The organism is Rhizobium sp. P2_G9, assembly GCF_056403475.1.
The window spans coordinates 67,659-86,138 of the sequence record NZ_JBFUFK010000029.1 but is presented as its reverse complement, the minus strand read 5'-3'; the positions used below and the strand labels follow the sequence as shown (position 1 = coordinate 86,138).

18 protein-coding genes are annotated in these 18,480 nt (G+C 59.1%); 14 read left to right on the top strand and 4 right to left on the bottom strand.

The genetic code is table 11. From position 1 onward, the window contains the following. The first annotated feature begins 3 nt into the window (after window positions 1-3). Both AC1DYF_RS23180 and AC1DYF_RS23175 read left to right on the top strand, forming a co-directional pair. On the top strand, window positions 4-1,170 hold the full coding sequence (locus tag AC1DYF_RS23180) for a PGN_0703 family putative restriction endonuclease (protein ID WP_477879130.1): 1,167 nt from the start codon (window positions 4-6) through the stop codon (window positions 1,168-1,170). Window positions 1,171-1,244: 74 nt separating this feature from the next. Beyond that, window positions 1,245-2,216: an ArdC family protein gene (locus tag AC1DYF_RS23175; protein ID WP_477879129.1), complete on the top strand. Its 972-nt coding sequence runs from the start codon at window positions 1,245-1,247 to the stop codon at window positions 2,214-2,216. Here AC1DYF_RS23175 and AC1DYF_RS23170 read toward each other — a convergent pair. Then, complete coding sequence (locus AC1DYF_RS23170; protein WP_477879128.1) at window positions 2,182-2,697, bottom strand: hypothetical protein; 516 nt, start codon at window positions 2,695-2,697, stop codon at window positions 2,182-2,184. The genes AC1DYF_RS23175 and AC1DYF_RS23170 overlap by 35 nt on opposite strands. A gap of 200 nt (window positions 2,698-2,897) precedes the next feature. Beyond that, window positions 2,898-3,158 (bottom strand): helix-turn-helix domain-containing protein, encoded by a 261-nt coding sequence (locus tag AC1DYF_RS23165; protein ID WP_477879127.1) that lies wholly within the window; start codon window positions 3,156-3,158, stop codon window positions 2,898-2,900. A 105-nt stretch (window positions 3,159-3,263) separates the two neighbouring features. Between AC1DYF_RS23165 and AC1DYF_RS23160 the strand changes: the two genes are divergently transcribed. From AC1DYF_RS23160 to AC1DYF_RS23130, 7 genes are all read left to right on the top strand, one after another. Continuing rightward, window positions 3,264-4,514: an MBL fold metallo-hydrolase gene (locus AC1DYF_RS23160; RefSeq protein ID WP_477879126.1), complete on the top strand. Its 1,251-nt coding sequence runs from the start codon at window positions 3,264-3,266 to the stop codon at window positions 4,512-4,514. Continuing rightward, window positions 4,511-5,479, top strand: coding sequence for a hypothetical protein (locus tag AC1DYF_RS23155; protein WP_477879125.1), 969 nt, complete (start codon window positions 4,511-4,513; stop codon window positions 5,477-5,479). Before AC1DYF_RS23160 ends, AC1DYF_RS23155 begins: the two co-directional genes overlap by 4 nt. Before the next feature lie 111 nt (window positions 5,480-5,590). Next, the gene (locus tag AC1DYF_RS23150) at window positions 5,591-6,709 is read left to right on the top strand and encodes a recombinase family protein (protein WP_477879124.1); all 1,119 of its coding nucleotides are present in this window, start codon (window positions 5,591-5,593) and stop codon (window positions 6,707-6,709) included. 8 nt (window positions 6,710-6,717) lie between these two features. Beyond that, window positions 6,718-7,248, top strand: coding sequence for a hypothetical protein (locus AC1DYF_RS23145; RefSeq protein ID WP_477879123.1), 531 nt, complete (start codon window positions 6,718-6,720; stop codon window positions 7,246-7,248). Window positions 7,249-7,556: 308 nt separating this feature from the next. Beyond that, window positions 7,557-8,117 carry a hypothetical protein gene (locus tag AC1DYF_RS23140; RefSeq protein WP_477879122.1) on the top strand — a complete coding sequence of 187 codons (561 nt, stop codon included), beginning with the start codon at window positions 7,557-7,559 and terminating at the stop codon, window positions 8,115-8,117. A gap of 59 nt (window positions 8,118-8,176) precedes the next feature. Next, window positions 8,177-8,497, top strand: coding sequence for a type II toxin-antitoxin system RelE/ParE family toxin (locus tag AC1DYF_RS23135; RefSeq protein ID WP_477879121.1), 321 nt, complete (start codon window positions 8,177-8,179; stop codon window positions 8,495-8,497). 9 nt (window positions 8,498-8,506) lie between these two features. After that, window positions 8,507-8,821: a HigA family addiction module antitoxin gene (locus tag AC1DYF_RS23130; protein ID WP_477879120.1), complete on the top strand. Its 315-nt coding sequence runs from the start codon at window positions 8,507-8,509 to the stop codon at window positions 8,819-8,821. A 110-nt stretch (window positions 8,822-8,931) separates the two neighbouring features. On the opposite strand, the gene rtcR is transcribed toward AC1DYF_RS23130, so the two are convergent. Further along, window positions 8,932-10,545, bottom strand: a complete 1,614-nt coding sequence (gene rtcR, locus AC1DYF_RS23125) for an RNA repair transcriptional activator RtcR (protein WP_477879119.1) — start codon at window positions 10,543-10,545, stop codon at window positions 8,932-8,934. Between the two features lie 535 nt (window positions 10,546-11,080). Between rtcR and AC1DYF_RS23120 the strand changes: the two genes are divergently transcribed. The 4 genes from AC1DYF_RS23120 (at window position 11,081) to AC1DYF_RS23105 (ending at window position 16,921) form a co-directional block, all read left to right on the top strand. Continuing rightward, window positions 11,081-11,503, top strand: coding sequence for a hypothetical protein (locus AC1DYF_RS23120; protein WP_477879118.1), 423 nt, complete (start codon window positions 11,081-11,083; stop codon window positions 11,501-11,503). A 490-nt stretch (window positions 11,504-11,993) separates the two neighbouring features. Beyond that, window positions 11,994-13,550 carry an RNA-binding protein gene (locus AC1DYF_RS23115; RefSeq protein ID WP_477879117.1) on the top strand — a complete coding sequence of 519 codons (1,557 nt, stop codon included), beginning with the start codon at window positions 11,994-11,996 and terminating at the stop codon, window positions 13,548-13,550. 1,084 nt (window positions 13,551-14,634) lie between these two features. Beyond that, complete coding sequence (locus AC1DYF_RS23110; RefSeq protein ID WP_477879141.1) at window positions 14,635-16,044, top strand: RtcB family protein; 1,410 nt, start codon at window positions 14,635-14,637, stop codon at window positions 16,042-16,044. 136 nt (window positions 16,045-16,180) lie between these two features. After that, window positions 16,181-16,921 carry a hypothetical protein gene (locus tag AC1DYF_RS23105; RefSeq protein WP_477879116.1) on the top strand — a complete coding sequence of 247 codons (741 nt, stop codon included), beginning with the start codon at window positions 16,181-16,183 and terminating at the stop codon, window positions 16,919-16,921. 5 nt (window positions 16,922-16,926) lie between these two features. Here the strand turns inward: AC1DYF_RS23105 and AC1DYF_RS23100 are convergent, their stop codons facing one another. Further along, window positions 16,927-17,787, bottom strand: coding sequence for an alpha/beta fold hydrolase (locus tag AC1DYF_RS23100; RefSeq protein ID WP_477879115.1), 861 nt, complete (start codon window positions 17,785-17,787; stop codon window positions 16,927-16,929). Window positions 17,788-18,067: 280 nt separating this feature from the next. Here AC1DYF_RS23100 and AC1DYF_RS23095 point away from each other — a divergent pair, with 280 nt between their 5' ends. Beyond that, window positions 18,068-18,442, top strand: a complete 375-nt coding sequence (locus AC1DYF_RS23095; protein WP_477879114.1) for a winged helix-turn-helix transcriptional regulator — start codon at window positions 18,068-18,070, stop codon at window positions 18,440-18,442. Window positions 18,443-18,480 lie beyond the last annotated feature (38 nt).

The following is an 18,480-nucleotide window of genomic DNA, read 5'->3' as shown; positions in this document are numbered from 1 at the left end:
CTCATGAAAACCAAACTCACCAAAGCCGAGCCGAACGCCTCAGCCGCACACGCGGAGCCTACCCCCTCCGTGCTGGACCTTTCCAGCCTGGGACAGATCGACTGCCTTCCTTCGATCCCGGAGTCACTGCTACGTCGGCACCAAGCGTTCGTCCCCGCCGATAACCGCTTCCGGGCTTCGGCCCGCCTTCTCCAGGCACTCTGGCGCGAGGATCGAGACTTGCCGATGGGCGTTCATCACGACCCCGATGGCAAGCCGCACAAATTGGGGTCTTCGATCTCCACCGTAGCCGGGAGCGCAGGGGCTAATTTCATACATCCGGCGATCGCTAGACTGGTTCGCCGCGAACTCATCTATCGCGAGAACGGCGCCGTTTATGAAGAAAACCGCCTACTCACCAATCTGTTGTCATCTCAGCCAATGGTCTTCAACATCTTCGGGCCTCTGAAACTCAACCTCACGACGGCAACCGCCGTGTTCAACGAGATTGCCCCCAACTTCATCAAGGAAGTGACTGCAATCCTGTTCGAACATTCTCCCGGCCGCGGCGACCGACGCTTCAGTGCCGACGGCACAGCTTTCGATGCTTTGATCCGCGGTATCGGACCGATGGGAGAACGCCGCTTCATCGCGATCGAGGTAAAATACTCGGAAAACGGACACGAGCCGCCGCCGCGTTTCAGCGGACGCTTCGATGAGATCGCGTCAGTGAGCAACCTCTTCGTCGATCCGCTCGATCCGGCTCTTTGGTGCAATCCTAATCAACAGCTCTTCCGCCAAATGTGCCTCGCGCATACGATGATCGAGCAGGATCTTTATGACCAAGGCCTGCACATGCTCATCGCGCCCTCTCACAACGGTCCTGCGCAGAATATCGCGACCAGTTTTGCCCAGCATTTGAGCTATCCCGATGGCGGACGCTTGCCTTTCAGTTCGGTGACGCTCGAACGCGTCGTTGAAGCGATCAACAACGGCGGAAGCCCTGCTCACGCGCGTGCGCTCCATCGCCGTTACTGCGATTGGTGGCTGGTCGACGGCGAACTGGAAATGGAAGAGGTCGGCGGTTGCGATGAGACGGGGTTTTCATCTGCGCCGGCATTGCCGCCGCTCGTTACTGGTGCCGACAGCGCAGAAGCGAACAGCACCCACCCGGTCGATCACGCGGCGTGATCCTGACGCAGCATCATCGTGGCCTGAAGCCGCGATGATGCTGCCCTTTAACCCCCTTTGACCGCGAGGCTAACGTGACTTCTAAGCACGTCGACATCCATCAGATCATCACCGACAAGATCATTACCACCATCGAAGCTGGCGCGGGCGAGTTCATCATGCCCTGGCACCGCAGGACTGGTGGTCTCAAGCCGCTGAATGTCTCAACTGGCAACTTCTATTCCGGCGTCAATATCTTGGCATTGTGGGTCGAGGCCCAAGCGAACGGCTATTCGTCCAACGTCTGGGGCACATATCGGCAATGGGCTGAGAAGGGTGCCCAGGTCAAAAAGGGCGCCAAATCGTCCTACGTCGTCTTCTATAAGCAAATTGCCATTCGGACTGAAGAGGAGGAGGACGAATTGCTGCGGCCAATGGCACGGGCGACACCGGTATTTAACGCTGATCAAGTCGAAAATTGGTCAGACCCGGAAACCGCGACGCTGCCGGTGAAAGATGCAGTTCACACGCTTGAAGATGTCGACGCGTTCATTGTCGCAACAGGTGCCAAAATCGAGCATGGAGGCGGCCGTGCCTGCTATTCGCCCGGCTCCGACACGATCTTTTTGCCTGACCGGTCGAGTTTCATAGGCTCTCCCACGTCAACTCCGACGCAGGCATACTTTTCGACCCTTTCCCATGAACTCACCCATTGGACCGGTGCGAAAGCTCGTTGCGACCGCGATCTAACGCATCGCTTCGGAACGCACGCTTACGCCATGGAGGAACTCGTCGCTGAGCTGGGAGCAGCTTTCCTCTGCGCCGAACTCGGGATTTCGGCAGAGCCTCGACAGGATCACGCCCAGTACATTGCTAGCTGGCTTCAGGTGTTGAAGAAAGACAAGCGCGCGGTTTTCTCCGCCGCCGGCGCGGCGAGCAAAGCGGTTAGCTTCCTGAAGGCTTTGCACTCGCTTCGTCCAAGAGGCTCCATAACAGAAGCCTACCCAATCCATGCTCCAGGTGTTCAATCCGCTAGGCATTCATTTCCAGCCACTGATTCCAGGTGATCCTTCGTCCGGGTCGCCGCTCCTCCGCAGCCAGGCTCAACAGATAATGCGCTCTGGTCTGCCATTTCGGTGCATTGAATTTCGGCCAGGAAGGATGATGAATGCGGGCAAAAATGGCGTTGCCGTCATCGAAGTAGATTGTTTCACGATCAGGGTTGCCGAACCCTGCAAGGTTCGGCCCCAGGAACTCCCAAAGTGCCAGCCCGCACACGATCACAGCGTCCGGCTTACATTCGCTCAGGATCGTCGAGATGTGCGCAGCGCCTTTTTCGAATTCGGCCGGCGTCGGCCTTCGGGCAGCGCCACCTAGTCCAAAAGGTCGACCATCCACCACGACCGGCACGTAGTTTGCGAAAGCCACGCTATGCCAGAACGTGTCCTTCTGATCCCGCGTCAGTCGTTCCTTCGGCATACCGGTTACGATTTGCTGAAGCAGGCCAAAGAACGGGTGTCTGCGCTTGATCGCGAAGTGCTCAACCACAGAGATTGTGAAGTCCGAAGGACTTGTCCCTATGATCTTTGGATCTTTCGAATAATGGGACTCGCCCAAGATAAGCAGTCTGGTTTCGAGAACGCTGTCTGCTTTGCCGTACCTACTTCCTATCCAAGGCTCGAACACTGAATTTGATATCCTCTGATTCTTCGAAACAGATATCGCCCCTCGAAAATGTGAACAAGCGCCTAGGGCTTTTTCCTTCCGCTCCGCAGCGGTTTCGGTCTTTCATCCCCACTTCTCGGCACTGAAAATAGCTCCGATACGCTGAGGGCCAGCGCGTCAGCAATTTTGTCCAACAGATCAACAGTGGGGTTTTCCGTCTGACGTTCGAGGCCACCGAGATAAGCACGGTCCACGCCAGCGTCGGCGGCAAGCTTCTCCTGGGAGATGCCCCGCTCCACCCGCAGGCGGCGTAGATTCCATGCGACAAGTGCCCGACCCTTCATGGGCGGACGTCAACAGTTCAGCAGGCTAAAAAACCACTGGCTATAGCCATCATAAGGTGTTTATGCTGCGCTCCATAGTTGATGCTTTGCATTGATGGAGGGGTAATGCGCATCAGAATACATCGGGGGACCAGGGAAATCGGCGGGAGCTGCATCGAACTGGAAGCACAGGGCGCGCGCCTGCTTCTCGATCTGGGACTGCCGCTCAATGGGGATCCTGACGACCCCAGCATCTACCCGGCGATCGAGGGTCTGGCGGGCGGCGAGGACTTACTCGGGCTCGTGCTTTCGCACGGCCACATGGATCATTGGGGACTGGCGCATCTCGCGGGACCCAAGCTGACCGTCGCTCTCGGTGCCGCGACGCATCGGATTTTCAAAGCGGCACAGCCATTTCTCCCGAGGCCTTACGTGCCGCTCAAGGCGGTGGAGTTTTCGAGCGAGACGCCGGTTAACTTCGGACCGTTTACCGTCACACCGCATCTTGTCGATCACTCTGCATACGACGCCTACGCCCTCGAAGTGGAGGCGGAGGGCCAGCGGCTGTTCTATTCAGGCGACTTCCGAGGCCACGGCCGAAAGGCAGCTTTGTTCGAACGGGTCATCTCCAATCCGCCCAAAAACATCGACGTTCTTTTGATGGAAGGATCCAGCCTCGGGCGGCTCGATGCCGACCAGCAATTTCCATCCGAGACCGAAATCGAAGGCTTATTCGTCGATATCTTCGGCCGGACAAAAGGCATGGCGCTCGTTGCAGCCTCTGCCCAAAACATCGACCGAATGGTCAGCCTTTATCGGGCATGCAAGCGGACGGGCCGAACGCTTGTGATCGACCTCTACGCGGCAGAGATTTTGCGTGCCACCGGAAACGCCAATATCCCGCAGTCAGATTGGCCGAACGTTGCGGTCTTCGTGCCGCACTATCAACGTGTCCGCATTAAACAGGCGCAACGCTTCGACCTCCTCGAGCCACACGGCGGCAACCGCATTTTCGCAGAAGAGTTGAAGCAGCTTGCCCCGCGAGCGGCTCACCTGTTCCGACCCGCGATGTTATCCGACCTCGACCAAGCCGATTGCCTGGAGGGCGCGGTCGCGGTCTGGTCGCAATGGGAAGGTTACCTCAAACAGGAGAAGGGCATCGACACCGTCGAGGCGCTGGCCTCACGTGGGATTCCAATCGAACATGCTCACACATCGGGACATGCCAGCATCCCGGACTTGAAGCGCCTCGCCAACGCAATTGCCCCGCGCGTGCTCGTCCCTATCCATACCTTCGAGCCGCACCGATTTGCCGAGCATTTTGGAGCGTCCGTCTGTCAGCAGACCGATGGTGCGTGGTGGGATGTCGCCGCATGAACGACTCATTTGCTACTGGCGGTTATCTCGATCCTGCTTTTCTCGAGGCGTTGGCGAATCTCGCCACCGCGCCGGGCGACAACTGGTGGCGAGATGTGCTTGCCCATCCTGAACTTATGCTCGCTGTGCGCCGCAATTCCATCAACGCCTATTACCGCGGCGCGTCGATCTTCAGGATCGACTGGAAGGCTGATGAGCTTACACCCTACACCCACATCAAATACCTCGTTCGACAAACCCAAACCTACATCCCGCTCAAAGACGGCCGGTTCGAGCTTGGCGCCGCGGAAATCGCTCTTTCCTCGTATGATGGACCGGGAACGCTGGACAGCATGCTGCGTGCTTCCAGTCGTTATGCTGGCGCAGAAAAATCTGGCCTCCATCCGATGTTGGTTGGAAACGGAAATGTCATCGACGTGGAGGTCGCCCTGACGCGCCGCCCGACGGAGGATGAGGCAGACGGAGACGAAGAGCAGTCTTCGAAACAAAAGCAGGACCGCATCGACGCCGCAGTCGCAGTATTCGCCAAGGACGGCGTGACCCCGGTGATCCGATTCTATGAGGCGAAGCACTTCACCAATCCGGCGCTTCGCGCCAGCGGTAACAATTCCCCCGCGGTTCTGACACAAATCGGAGCCTACGAAACAGCACTTCACAGCTACCGGAACGACCTGTCGGCACGATATCTGGACACGGCGAGAGCGTTGCTGCGTTTCAACGATCTGCGCCAAACCGCAGTCGGCGACGATGCCGCTCGTCCCATCGCACCAGCAATCCAGCAAATTGCCGAACTCGGACTCGGACCACAAATCGACGTGCAGCCGCATCTGATCGTCTACGGCTTCGATAAGGCCCAACGCGACGATCCTGCCTGGAAAAGCCATCTTGCGAAGCTTGACGCGGCCTTGCCGGGCCGAGTGCGTGCGATCGGCAATCCGACCCGTCAGACTGTGTTCTTCCGGTAACAGAGGAACTTTCTTGCCGGCAGATGTAAATTTTCGCGAGGCTGAAGTGAATACTAGGGGCGGTTCGTCGTCCGAGGGAACCGCGTCATGAGAAATCACGATGGGGAGCCCATGAAGGTTGTCGTCTATTTTCGTCAAGATGGCGGCGTCGCCGCAAAAGACTACGCGCTGAATACACATTGGACGGAGGACCAAAACGAGGACCGGATCCCACTGTTTAGCGCTTTCGACCTGTCGTACAAGCAAATACTGCCGGCGGAAATCATCGAGCAGATCGAGGCCACCAATCCATGGCTGGAAGCACAGCGCGGCTTCGTTATCGCCACTTACACCGAAATCGAAGATCGCTCATCTCGCCGTCCAGCCTATGGCGCGGCGCGCAAAGCGGCGGCCCATCAACGAGCTGTCTTGGCGGTTGCCACCGGACGACCCGTTGGCCCAAGCAAAGAATTCTACCCCTCAAGTCAGGACGGCGTGGCCGTCGTCGTGCTCATCGGCTCCGAGCGCGAGCACCTGGCACGTGAACAATGGACGGTTACGGGTCGAGCCGTCGTTTATTTCCGCGTTCCTCTGGCTGGTGCAGAGGCGGGCGATCTCCTGGCAAAGCAACGTGCCGCGGTGCAGAAGATGAGTGGGTCCATCACGGTCTTGGCCGAATTCACGGAAAACGAGGGACCTGGACAGAACGAACGGCCCCAGTTGGACAGAGCCCTAAACCTTTGCCGAGAGCAGACGGCCTTCCTATTAATTGGCACGACAGACGCGATTGAAAGCGGAGCCCAGTTCCAGCCGGACTTCACCGATGTTCCTTATGAGGTCGCCTACCGCAAAGACTATGACTGGCCAGACGTGATTCCGATCACCGCATGCCCTCACTCCGTCGCGTTGCTTTTCGGGCGGCAGTGGGTTCGTGGCAATGTTCCCCTATACCTCGCCAATGCCTCGGGAACTGACTTTGTCGACGTCGAAGTCATGAGCCGGGGCTCAACGCTCAGCGGCGGTGATATTCTCGAGACCAACGTGGCGAGCAAAAACCTCGGCGCGATAGCCTCCGGCCAAGGCCATCTCCTCGAGGCATACGACGTCTATTTCGACGGAGATTTTCTCACCGAATATCAGGTCCGAGCGCAACGCGCTAACGGCACGACCTTTAAGGGGCGGGCCGTGGTCAAAGACATACCCGTCAATCGCTGGATCGAAGTCCGCGATCAAAACTTGACCCGCTTCTGAGGACAGCTATGGACGCCGATTTTTTTCAATCTTGGAAATTTACCTTCGCGATGGCATGTGTGATGACCATCCTCGGAACCGGTTACCGCATCGTCACACACCACCGCCCGGCGCATGCCGCCAGCGTGACATTCAATAAATACTTTCCGGACGGGCAACCCTCCTACGAGCTGAGGCAGCACAATGTCGCTATTGGAGTGCCCCCATCCTCCCTGGACTTCACGCTTGACGAGATGATCCGAGTCATCAAAGCAGGAGACGGAACACTTGACTGGGAGCCGGGGACCGGTGGCTCCGTTCTCCTGAAGTCGACCATGCCTGACCCGCTTGAGCAAAAAAGCGTTTCAGTCGCATTTCAGATGTTCATCGCTGACCCACCTCGATTTCCAGCCTCTGCGGAGTTTCCCTCAGGTGCTGTCGTCGTCACCGCGATGTCCGTTGATCAAGAGCTTGCTGACCCCGACGACATGCAAACCTATCTCCTAGCAGTGCAGCAAATGATCGACTTCGCCAAAGGACAGAGACAAACCAGTCCCTGATACCGTTTTCTAGCAAGCCGGAAAACTGTAGCAAGCGCCACAAATGCCTGCTACAATTCTCAACACAACTTTTACTGTGAGGCGTTGATTTCATTGGGGTTTCTGATGCGGGATTTGGGTTGATCAGTATCCAGGTTCCCCAGCCATCTTCCAGAATGTCAATATTTTCAATGTCTTAAAGACTGACGCGTACCGCCGATCGTGCCTCGTTGTGGGCCCCAGCTTCGTGAGCTTTCCGGGTGGAACACGCACAGTGGCCCTGCATCACCATTGCCGGTATCGAGATGGAGAAGTAGTGTCACCTCACCATGAGCAACCTATCGTACCAAATCCTTCCTAATCCGGACGACGACACCTATGAGGTGAGATTGTTCGTTGACGGCATAGACTGGATAGAAATGGGTCACTTGGGGCTCGATCCACCTGACCTGGTCAGAGAGCTTACCAGTGTGCATCGAAGCCACCTGACCATAGGCCGCTGTGGCTGCGGGGTGTTGGGATGCGATGATCTTGTCGTTAACGTTCAGAGGACGTTGCACTCTGTGGAATGGTCGTGCCTCAATCGGAAGTCCGTGGTTTTCGATGCAGAGCATTTCGACTGCTTCGTCGCCGCGCTGGTCACTGATCATAGTTGGGAACCAGTGGGACGAACTGTTGAGCGTCACCTCAACGAGATGTTCGCCGGCATGGTGACCGATGATCGATACGTGTTCGACTGGAGTTCCACCAGAATTCGGCCCGATCATGTGAGCATCAGCGTATCCAAAGACGGGCAGCAGAAGTTGCTTGAGTGCTCTTGGGATGGCGCAACATTAGCAAGCGCGCAATCTAGCGCCCGGCGGCTTGCGGAAGAGCAGTTCGTGTCTTGAAAGGTTTCACTAGTTCCGGTGCACCACCAGGCGGCTGATAGATCGGAGATGTTTTACCAATGGAAGACATCATGGCCCGACAGCGGCCGGTCAATCGCTGCCCGTCGCGTCGCGGCGCCTTGTTGGCGGATACTATCCCCGCCACTGGTAAGAGTAAGACAGAGATCTCCGCCCTGCTCAGTATTCCGCGTCAGCAGCTTTGCGATGCGCTCGATGTGGCAACGAAAGCCGAGGACATGAATATTCCCGGTTTCAACTATCATCAGCTTACGGGCTTTAACCCGACCAGATACACCGTCCATGTCAACGGTCCCTGGTGCATCACGTTCGAATTCAGCAATGGCAACGCATATGACGTTGATTTTGAGCAATATCATTAGGAGCATCAAATGACATCGTATCCTGCGAAGCGTGATCCCAATAGATGCCCCACTCATCCCGGCGCGTTGCTTCGCGATGATGTGCTTCCCGCCATCGGAAAGCCCAAGGCTGAAATTGCCAGGCTGCTGGGGATCTCCCGCCAGCACCTCTATGAAATTCTCAACGAGCAACGGCCCGTGAGTGCAGCGGTTGCGGTCAGGCTCGGAAAGATGTTTGGCAATGGCCCGGCTGTTTGGATCAGGATGCAGGCAGCTTATGATACCTGGAACGCCGAACGTGAGGTCGATGTGTCCGGTATCCCGACGCTCGTCGCTGCGGAGTGATTGCTGAATTCCAGGGCGTGTCGCCTACCTCACGGCTCCTTCCATCTTCATCCTTGGGGCCGTGTACCCATGCGCAATTGCGCTCATCAGATTGACTTGGTCTGCGCAGCTCATCCCAAATCCGTCCTCACCTGAATATCCTCGAACCGCAACCCAAACCTCGCTAGGTATTTCACCAGCCGGTCGGCATCATTGCTGCTCTTCTTATCCAGCCTCGAATTTGCAAACAGCGCCCGACCCGCAGCGCTCGCCGACGGCTGGGCGCGGCACACCCGGATGACGTCGGCCAACTGAACAGCATCAAACCGATCAAGCGATGCCGCAAACGTTTCACCCAGCACATCCCTGAGCAACCCAGCTCCCTCGTCTCTCTGCGAACCATGCCAGAAAGCCTTGAGCCGCCCAATCTCCCCATCCACCACCTCCGTCGTGATCCGCCCCTGCGGCGCCAGCGTCGCCATGCGCGTCACCGATGCGGAGAGGTCGCGGAAATTGGCGCTCCAGGCGGCGTCCGGGCCAGTGGCGAAGGTGAGATAGCGGTCGCGCGCTTCCTTGTTGAAGGTGACGTTCTGCCCTTCCCGCTCGAGGAAGCGGCGCAATTCGAAGTCTAGATTGGGCTCGATATCCTCCTTGCGATCCTTCAGAGCCGGCAGCCGGAAGGTCCAGAGGTTGAGGCGAGCATAAAGGTCTTCGCGGAAGCGGCCGGCCTGCACCGCTTCGCCGAGATCGCGATTGGTGCCGGCGATCAGCTGGAAATCGGCCGACGTTTCGCGATCGGCACCGACCGGGAGAAAGCGCTTCTCTTCGATGGCACGCAGGCACATGGCCTGTTCGTCGAGCCCGAGTTCGCCGATCTCGTCGAGGAAGAGCACGCCCTTGTCGGCGGATTTCAAAAGTCCGGCGCGCTCGCCCGAGGCGCCGGTGAACGCGCCCTTCACATGACCGAACAGAGCCGACATCGCCTGGTCGCCGCGCAGGGTGGCGCAGTTGATCTCGACGAACTGGCCGGTCACCTTGCGCTCCGACTTCTTCAGCTCGAAAATCCGCCTTGCCAGCTGCGACTTGCCTGCGCCGGTCGGCCCGGTCAGCAGCACCGGCGCCGTCGAGCGGATCACCACGCGTTCGATCTCGTCGATCATGCGGTTGAAGGCGGAATTGCGGGTGGAAATGCCTGATTTCAGGAAACTGGTGGCGCTGGCCCGTTCAACGGCGAAGCGCGTGGCGATCTCGTCATAGCGCGACAGGTCGAGATCGATGATCTTGTGGGTGCCGGCGAAATCCTGACCGGGCTCGCGGTCGCGCGGCGGCGAAAGCTGCAGCAGCCGGCCAGGAACGATCCGCGCCTCGGTGAGCAGGAACCAGCAGATCTGCGCCACATGCGTGCCGGTGGTGATGTTGACCAGATAGTCCTCGGTATCGGGATCGAAGGGATAGGCGCGGGCGAAATCGCGGAGCTTGGTGTAGACCTCGGAAAAGTCCCAGGGATCGCGCAGGTCGATGACATTCTCGCGCACGATCGTCGCCGGCGAGACGATTTCGATATCGCTGACGATGCGTTTGCCCAGCGGTGCTGCGCGATTGTCGCGAACGATCTCCAGCCGGTCGATGAACAGGCCGGGCTGCTGGCAGAGACCGACATTCGGCCGCCAGCGGTGCCAGCGATCCTCGGTCTTTCCCTGATCCAGCGTCGTGCCGAGAATGCTGATGACGACCCGCCGCTTCATTTTATAATTTCCTATAAACTGCTATCCGGCGGACTATAGATGCTCGCCCCTCGCCGACAAGCGGATTCTTGCCGCCATCTTGGCCTGCGCGTGCGCCAGGCGCAGCCGTCCGCGGGCTCAATATCCGTAAGCGCGAATCCCCGCACCTTTTGCCATTGAATCCGTCGACGCATGAGATGCCCGCCGAAATGGGGTGCGGAAACTCAAGATATGAGACACGAAAACCCGCCACTCTTTATCTCTGAACTCTCCCTCAATTTTTTGTGACTGAATACGACTGCGAACTCACTCGTCCTGCTGTGAGATCCGTGACGAACACCGTGCCCGATGATCTCTTTGTTGCACATGGCCGGTCCAACGCTGTCGATCACGCATCTTTGCGGCGTCGATCGGTCCATGCCGATCTCGCACCGGATGGATTTTCGATATCGCCGGAAGCCGCCACGGATCGTTGATCGCTCGCCGATGACTGCACGAAACGCGCGCGATTGACTTTCACTGTTCGAGAATTGGCGTTCAACGTAAGGAGACTGCGATGGAATGGCTTATCAGAACTGTCGGTATTGGCCTGATCAAAGCGATCACGATCGGTGAATACAAAAGGATCAAGGCTGAAAACAAAAGAGCAAGCGATTACGGCGAATTCATCCATTTGATGGACGAAATCGCCGCCCAACGATCAGTGAAATGCAGCGCTGACGAAACATCGACGGATTGCCCCATGAGTACCGTGATACCCCAATATAAACAGGAGGGTAGAACGTCGGACGGTACGGCTCCCTTGCGTATTTACACGATCGTGGGCTCCGATGGCCAGTTCATCAACGTGCAGGGCTTTGATCTGTCACAATCGATCCTGGTTACGGTCCGGCACACGAACGGGACGACAGACGCTGAACGGATCGATCCAAGCGATGCCATGAAGCGGATCAGGAGGGAGGCGGGATACCTCCACTGATACGCGCTGCGCTATGGGCATCCGGGCTCGAAGGTCTGCCAAAGCCGCGGAAAGCTTGGCTTGCTGCGTAAGTTAAGGCCTGCGCAACAACGGCATGACCCACCAAACCGCCGCCATTGCCGCGATGATCCATATCCGGATGATGAGAGCCCGCCCTGCCCGGCTGACGGACGGGGCGGCGGCTGGTAGGGACCGACATTCGGCCGCCAGCGGCGCCGGGTATCTTCGCTCTTGCCCGATCCAGCGTCATGCCAAGGACGTTAATAGCGACCGCTCACTTCATCTTATAAATTTCTATAAACTTCTATACAATAGGCTATAAATGTCTGCCAGCCGCCGACAAGCGAACATTTATCGCCATCTTGCTTCGAAAATTTTTCTTGTTTAAAATCAGTTACTTATAATTTTTCTTCGGCGCTTTTCAGCGAATTTCGCAAAACTGGCACGCCACTCGCAATGTATCTGGCACAACAACCGAAAAGGTGATGCCATGGTCAACAAGGCAATCTTCAAAAGCACTATCGGCAAGCTCCTGCCGGCAACCGATGCAAAGAACCGCGAAGGTGCTGCGTCCTACAAGATGGGTCCGCGCGAGGCGCTGGCGCAATATGCCGTGACCGGCACGTTCAACCATACGTTCTACGCCAATGGCGCCGAACAGTTGGATGCGGTCAAGGCGCTGGCGCTCGAGGTCGAGCCGGAATTCCTCGCCAAGGTGGCAATCCATGCTGCCGAAAGCGGGCATATGAAGGACATGCCGGTGACGCTGCTCGCCATCCTCTCCGGCCTGCAAAGCGACGCCTTTGCCCGCGCCTTCCCGCGCGTGGTCAAGAGCGGCAAGATGCTGCGCGGTTTCGTGGCCGTGATGCGCTCCGGCGCCGCCGGCCGCAAGTCGCTCGGAACACGTCCGAAGAAGATGGTCCAGGCCTGGCTCGAACGCGCCAGCACCGAACAGATCCTGCGTGCCATGGTCGGCAACGACCCGTCGCTCGCCGATGTGATCAAGATGGTCCATCCGAAGCCCGCAAGCGAAGAGCGCCGCGCGCTCTATGCCTGGGCGATCGGCCGGCCGCATGATCATGCCGCCCTGCCAGCGTTGGTGAAGGCGTTCGAGGCGTTCAAGCGCGACCAGTCGCTGTCCGTGCCGGATGTGCCGTTCCAGTTGCTGACCTCGCTGCCGCTGACACGCGAGCACTGGGTCGAGATCGCCCGCAAGGGCGGCTGGCAGATGGTGCGCCAGAACCTCAACACCTTTGCCCGCAACGGCGTGTTCGAGGTCGACGGCATGGCCGAGACGATCGCGGCACGGCTTGCCGATGCGGAGGAAATCCGCAAGGCCCGCGTCTTCCCCTACCAGCTTATGGTGGCGTGGACGATGACGGATGCCACCGTGCCCGCGTGCGTCAAGGATGCGTTGCAGGATGCGATGGAAGTCGCGATCGGCAACGTGCCGAAGGTGCCTGGACGCGTGGTCCTCTGCCCGGACGTTTCGGGTTCGATGAGCTCTCCGATCACCGGTCACCGCCGCGGTGCGACATCCGCAGTGCGCTGCATCGACGCCGCCGGTCTGATGACCGCGTCCATGCTGCGGCGTAACCCGGACACCAGGATCCTGCCGTTCGAGAACGACGTGGTTCGCGTCGATCTCAACCGGCGCGACACGGTGATGACCAATGCGGCACGGCTGGCCAGCATCGGCGGCGGCGGAACGAACTGCTCCGCACCGCTGAAAAAGCTGGCGGACGAACGCGCCAAGGTCGATCTCGTCGTGTTCATCTCGGACAACCAGTCCTGGATGGATGCGCGCGGACAGGGCCAGCCGACGGCGATGATGACGGAATGGACTCGCATCAAGCGGCTCAATCCTGAGGCACGGCTCGTCTGCCTCGACATCCAGCCCTACGCGACCACGCCGGCAGCGGCGGGTCCGGATGTGCTCAATGTCGGCGGCTTCTCGGACGCCGTCTTCGCCACGATCGCCGATTTTGCCGCGGGCAGGAACGGTGCCGATCACTGGGTGAAGGCGATCGAGGCGGTCGAATTCTAAAGCAATCCCAGCAAAAGTGTTGCGCGGTTTTGCGTCCGGAACTGCGTAAAAACAAAGAGCCAAAGCCCCGCGCCGTGTCGTGAACGGCGCGGGAACGACCTCGGCAAATGCCGGAGAAACTACAGGACTGTTAATCCCCAGGTCGCGGGTTCGAATCCCGTCGGGCCCGCCATGTCTTGCGATATGGGCCCGTAGCTCAGTGGATAGAGCGGGACGTTTCTCCAAACCTCGTTGCCGGGGTCTCGTGAATTTGAATACGCATGGCGAATGCCAAGGAAACTCCATAGCCGTGGCAGGTTCGAATCCTGCATGGTGCCATCGGGCGCCATATTAAAATGGTAGCGGCAGATGTCTCCTTGAAACCTCGTCGCCATGTCGGGAACGAAAGAAAACGTGACGAATGCTTGAGGAATCCCATCGGTAGCCTTCGGGAAGGTTCTCAAAAACTGGTCGTCACGGCCATGAAATAGAAGGATTAGAAAAGCAGCGGCGAATGCCGGACGAAACTACAGCCTCCGTCGTTGGATGGTCTGGCGAGGTTCGACTCCTCCCCTTGGCGGCGCTCTCTGGCACGAGCGGGGCCATCCTGTTTCGTCCATTCTCGTCGCCGCTGCCAAAGACTATCTCGGCGAATGCCGGCCGGACTACAGGTAAGGCGCCCCACGCCCTGCTGGGGAGACGGGTGTTCAAGTCACCCCGCATCCGATCCTACCGGATGCGTGGCCAAGTAAAGCGTCTGGTCCCACCTCGTCGCCGAGGCTGAGATTATGGAATACCCCCGGCGAATGCCGGCAGGACTACAGGATAGAGCGCTCCCGCAAGGGAGAGGCGGATGTTCGACCCATCCCGGTTCCCGACCAGGGAATGCGTAGCTCAGGAAACCGTCCTGTCACCTGTCGTCGCCGGGTTTGGTGGAGAATGGAGAATACCGGGCGAATGCCGTCCGTTGGACTACAGGGGCCGCATAGCGCCGCGAAAGCGGAATGCGTGCGGTGAGTTGGTCTCGGATAAATCCTCGTCGCCCGGGCTTAGGGTGCAACAGAACAGAAGGACTGCAAAAGCAGAAAAGAAGATGATCGAGGTAATGAGCGGACAGGATCTCATCAATGCCGGCATGCCCCAGGGCAAGTGGTTCCGTCCGGCATTGGAGGCTGCCAACAAGGTGCTGGGTGACGGCGGTTCGAATGCGGATGCGCTCGCCGCGGCACGCGAATATCAGCCAGCGCCGACACTGCCGCTGCAGCATGCCGGCGACGTGCCGATCCATGTCAACATCCGCGCCGAAAACGAGCACGAGCAGCAGAATGTCGAAAACGTCACCGCGACCATGCGGGCGCTGACCCGCACGCCGATGGTCAAAGCCGCGGCGATCATGCCCGACGCCTGCCCGTCCGGCCCGATCGGTACGATCCCCGTGGGCGGCGTGGTGGCGTCGGAAGCCATTCATCCCGGCATGCATTCGGCCGATATCTGCTGCTCCATGGCGATCTCGATCTTCCCAAAGACCGAGCCCGCGGCCCTGCTCGATGCGGTGCACAAGGTGACGCATTTCGGTCCCGGCGGCCGGCCGCGCGGTGCGCAGCTGCGGCCCTCGACCGAGACGCTGACAGCGTTCCAGGAAAACCGCTACCTCAAGGACGGGATCGGTACCAGCATCGAGCATTTCGCCACCCAGGGCGACGGCAACCATTTCGCCTATGTCGGACGGATGAAGTCGACCGGCGAGACGGCGCTCGTCACCCATCACGGGTCGCGTGCGCCGGGCGCCCGGCTCTACGATCGTGGCATGAAGGTCGCCAACAAGTTCCGCGAATTATTGTCGCCGGAAACCCTGCGCGACAATGCCTGGATCCCGGCCGACAGCGAGGAGGGCGAGACCTACTGGGCGGCATTGCAGGCGATCCGCCAGTGGACGAAGGAAAACCACTTCGCCATCCACGACATGACGGCGGAGAGCCTCGGCGCGAAAGTGTCCGACCGCTTCTGGAACGAACACAACTTCGTCTTCCGCAAGTCGGACGGGCTGTTCTACCACGGCAAGGGTGCGACACCTGCCTTCGATGGCTGGGCCGAAGACGCGACCGACCTGACGCTCATTCCGCTCAACATGGCGGAACCGATCCTGATCGTGCGTGGCCGCAACACCGCCCATGGCCTGGGCTTCTCGCCGCACGGTGCCGGCCGGAATTTTTCGCGAACCGGCCATATCCGCCGGCTTGCGGCGGAATTCGGCGCCGACAGCCGTGGGCTAAGCGACAACAACATCGCTGCGATCATGGCGCGGGAAACGCAGGGTCTCGACGTTCGCTTCTTCACCGGCGTGCCCGACGTTTCGGAACTGCCCACGGCCTATAAGAACGCCGCGGCGGTGCGTGCCCAGATCGACGAATTCGGCCTTGCCGAAGTGGTCGATGAGGTCATCCCGTTCGGCTCGATCATGGCCGGCGACTGGCAGAAGGATGCGCCTTGGCGGAAGAAGAAAAATCGCGGGTGAAAGCTTGGCGGCGGCGGGTGCGATGCATTCGCCGCTGCCTCATGCTGCGCGTTCATCGCCATCGCGGGCGTTATTTTAAGCATTGCTTAAGTTAAGATTTTCAGTAGCCTCCATACATCTTCACCGGGAGGCGGCAATGACGACGCAGATCACGTTTGAAGCATCCAAAGACGGGCTCGACACGCGTTTCTTTTTTCCAAGCATGCTTTTGGTGGCGCCGAGCTTTGCCAACCCCGACGCGACGACGGCGGACATCGAATTTACCTATAAAGGCAAATATTACGCGATCGAGTTCCAGGGATCCGACTTCAACCAGAGCCTCGGGTTTGACTGGAGCGGTATCGTCACCAGCGCCACGCTCTCGGTCTCAGACGACGGCCTCGGCGGCGGAACCGTGCTCGGCACCTTCACGGTAGCGGCACAGCAGCCGAACACCTATGGCGGGGCGGCTGTCGACTCGGCGGCCTGGCTGACACCCAACAACCTCGTGCTTGCACTGGCAGGCCGGATGGGCGGCGCCCATCTCAGTTTCATCGGCGATCGCGGGGCCGATAAACTCTACGGCAGCGATTTCTCAGATCTTTTCAACGGCAATGCGGGAAACGACCAGCTGACCGGCAATGGCGGCAAGGATACGTTTATCTTCGGCAAGGGCGACGACACGGATACGATCACCGATTTTACCGCCAGCGGCAAAGGCCACGACGTCGTCGAACTCTTCGGTTTCGACGGAGTGAAAAGCTTCAATTCTGTCCAGCACTTGCTGGAGGCTCATGGCAAGGACACGTGGTTCGACGCGGGCCATGGCGACGTGCTGATCTTCAAGCACGTCGATATCCACGACCTCGGCAAGGGCGATTTTCTGTTTTTGGGATAGCGGGGCTAAATCTCCGCGTCTTGGCTCGATGCCAAACCTCCGGATACCGGCAAACGACCGATCCAGCTTTGGATGCAAGCGAGCGCCTCCGGTTCGTCAAGAAACGGAATATGCGCGCGGCCCGGAACATCGGCGAATAACATATCGGGCCGACGCTCGCGCATAAGCCGCGCCGTCTCGGCCGTAAGCAGGTCGGAATTGGCGCCGCGGATCAGAGCCAACGGCAGGCCGGCAGAGGCATCGAACAGCGGCCAGAGATCGACAGGGGGTGCCGCCATCGACGCAACGAAGACTTCCCGCAGTGCCGGGTCATAGGTCAGGTCGACGCCATCGATTTTGGCAACGAAGCGCCGGTCCGCCTCTTCCTGCCAGCGCGACATCGGAACATTGTCAAAGCCGGATGAGGCCATGGCAAGCCGCTGAGCGGCGGCGTCGGGCTTGAGGTCGATCGGGCGTATGCCGACATAAGCCCCGATCCGTTCGAGCCCGTCGCGCTCCAGCGCAGGACCGACATCGTTGAGGCAAAGGCCGGTCAGACGATCTTTGGCGGTGGTAGCGATCACCATACCGATCAGTCCGCCGCGCGAGCTGCCGATAATGGCAACGGATGCCAGGCCGAGATGGTCGAGCAGCGCCAGGACATCCTTGGTCTCCTGCGCCACCGTATAGGTGGCCGGATCGGCCCAGTTCGAGGCACCCCTACCCCGGCTGTCGAGGCGGATAAGCCGTACGCCGGTGAGATGCGGCTGCAGATAGTCGAAATCCCGCCCATCACGTGTCAGGCCGGCAAGCGCCAGGATCGGCACGCCCTGTCCTTCATCCCGGTAGGCGAGCCTGATTCCGTCTTCGGTACTGAAATATTGCATGATCGTCTTCAGCCTCTCGAACGCTCGACGCGGTCCTGTCCCGCCGCGCGAACTTCCACGCAACGAAATTCACCCGGAGATGACGACATAGGCGGTCGAGAAGCAAGCCATCAGATGGCAAGGAAGGTTCGCTACGACGACATCCGTCGATCGGATGGCTGACGAAATGGTACTCCGTCAAAAATTTTCGCAATGCACAAGATCGTGACTTGCATCGTGGAAGTGACCTCCCTACTTACTTCCATAACGGAAGCAACCAATTCCGTATGGGACCGCCACGATGGATCACAAGAGCTTCGAGGACATGACGTGCCCGATCGCCCGCAGCCTGGAAAAGGTTGGCGAGTGGTGGAGCATCCTGATCCTGCGTGATGCCTATCGCGGCAAGACCCGCTTCGACGAATTCCAGAAGAACCTCGGCATCGGCACCAACACGCTGACGCGCCGGCTCAACCAGTTGGTCGAGGAAGGCATGTTCGAGCGGCGCCAATATAGCGACAGGCCGCCGCGCTTCGAATATGTCCTCACCGATGCGGGCCGCGACTTCCAGCCCGTCCTCGAGGCCTTCATTGCCTGGGGCAACAAGCACGCCCTGCCTGGCTGCGACTGCAAGCACCGTGCCGGGACCTGTCCGGAAGACAAACCGCCCGGCTGACCACTTCCGGCGCCGATCCGGCGCCAGTTCTCCAACCA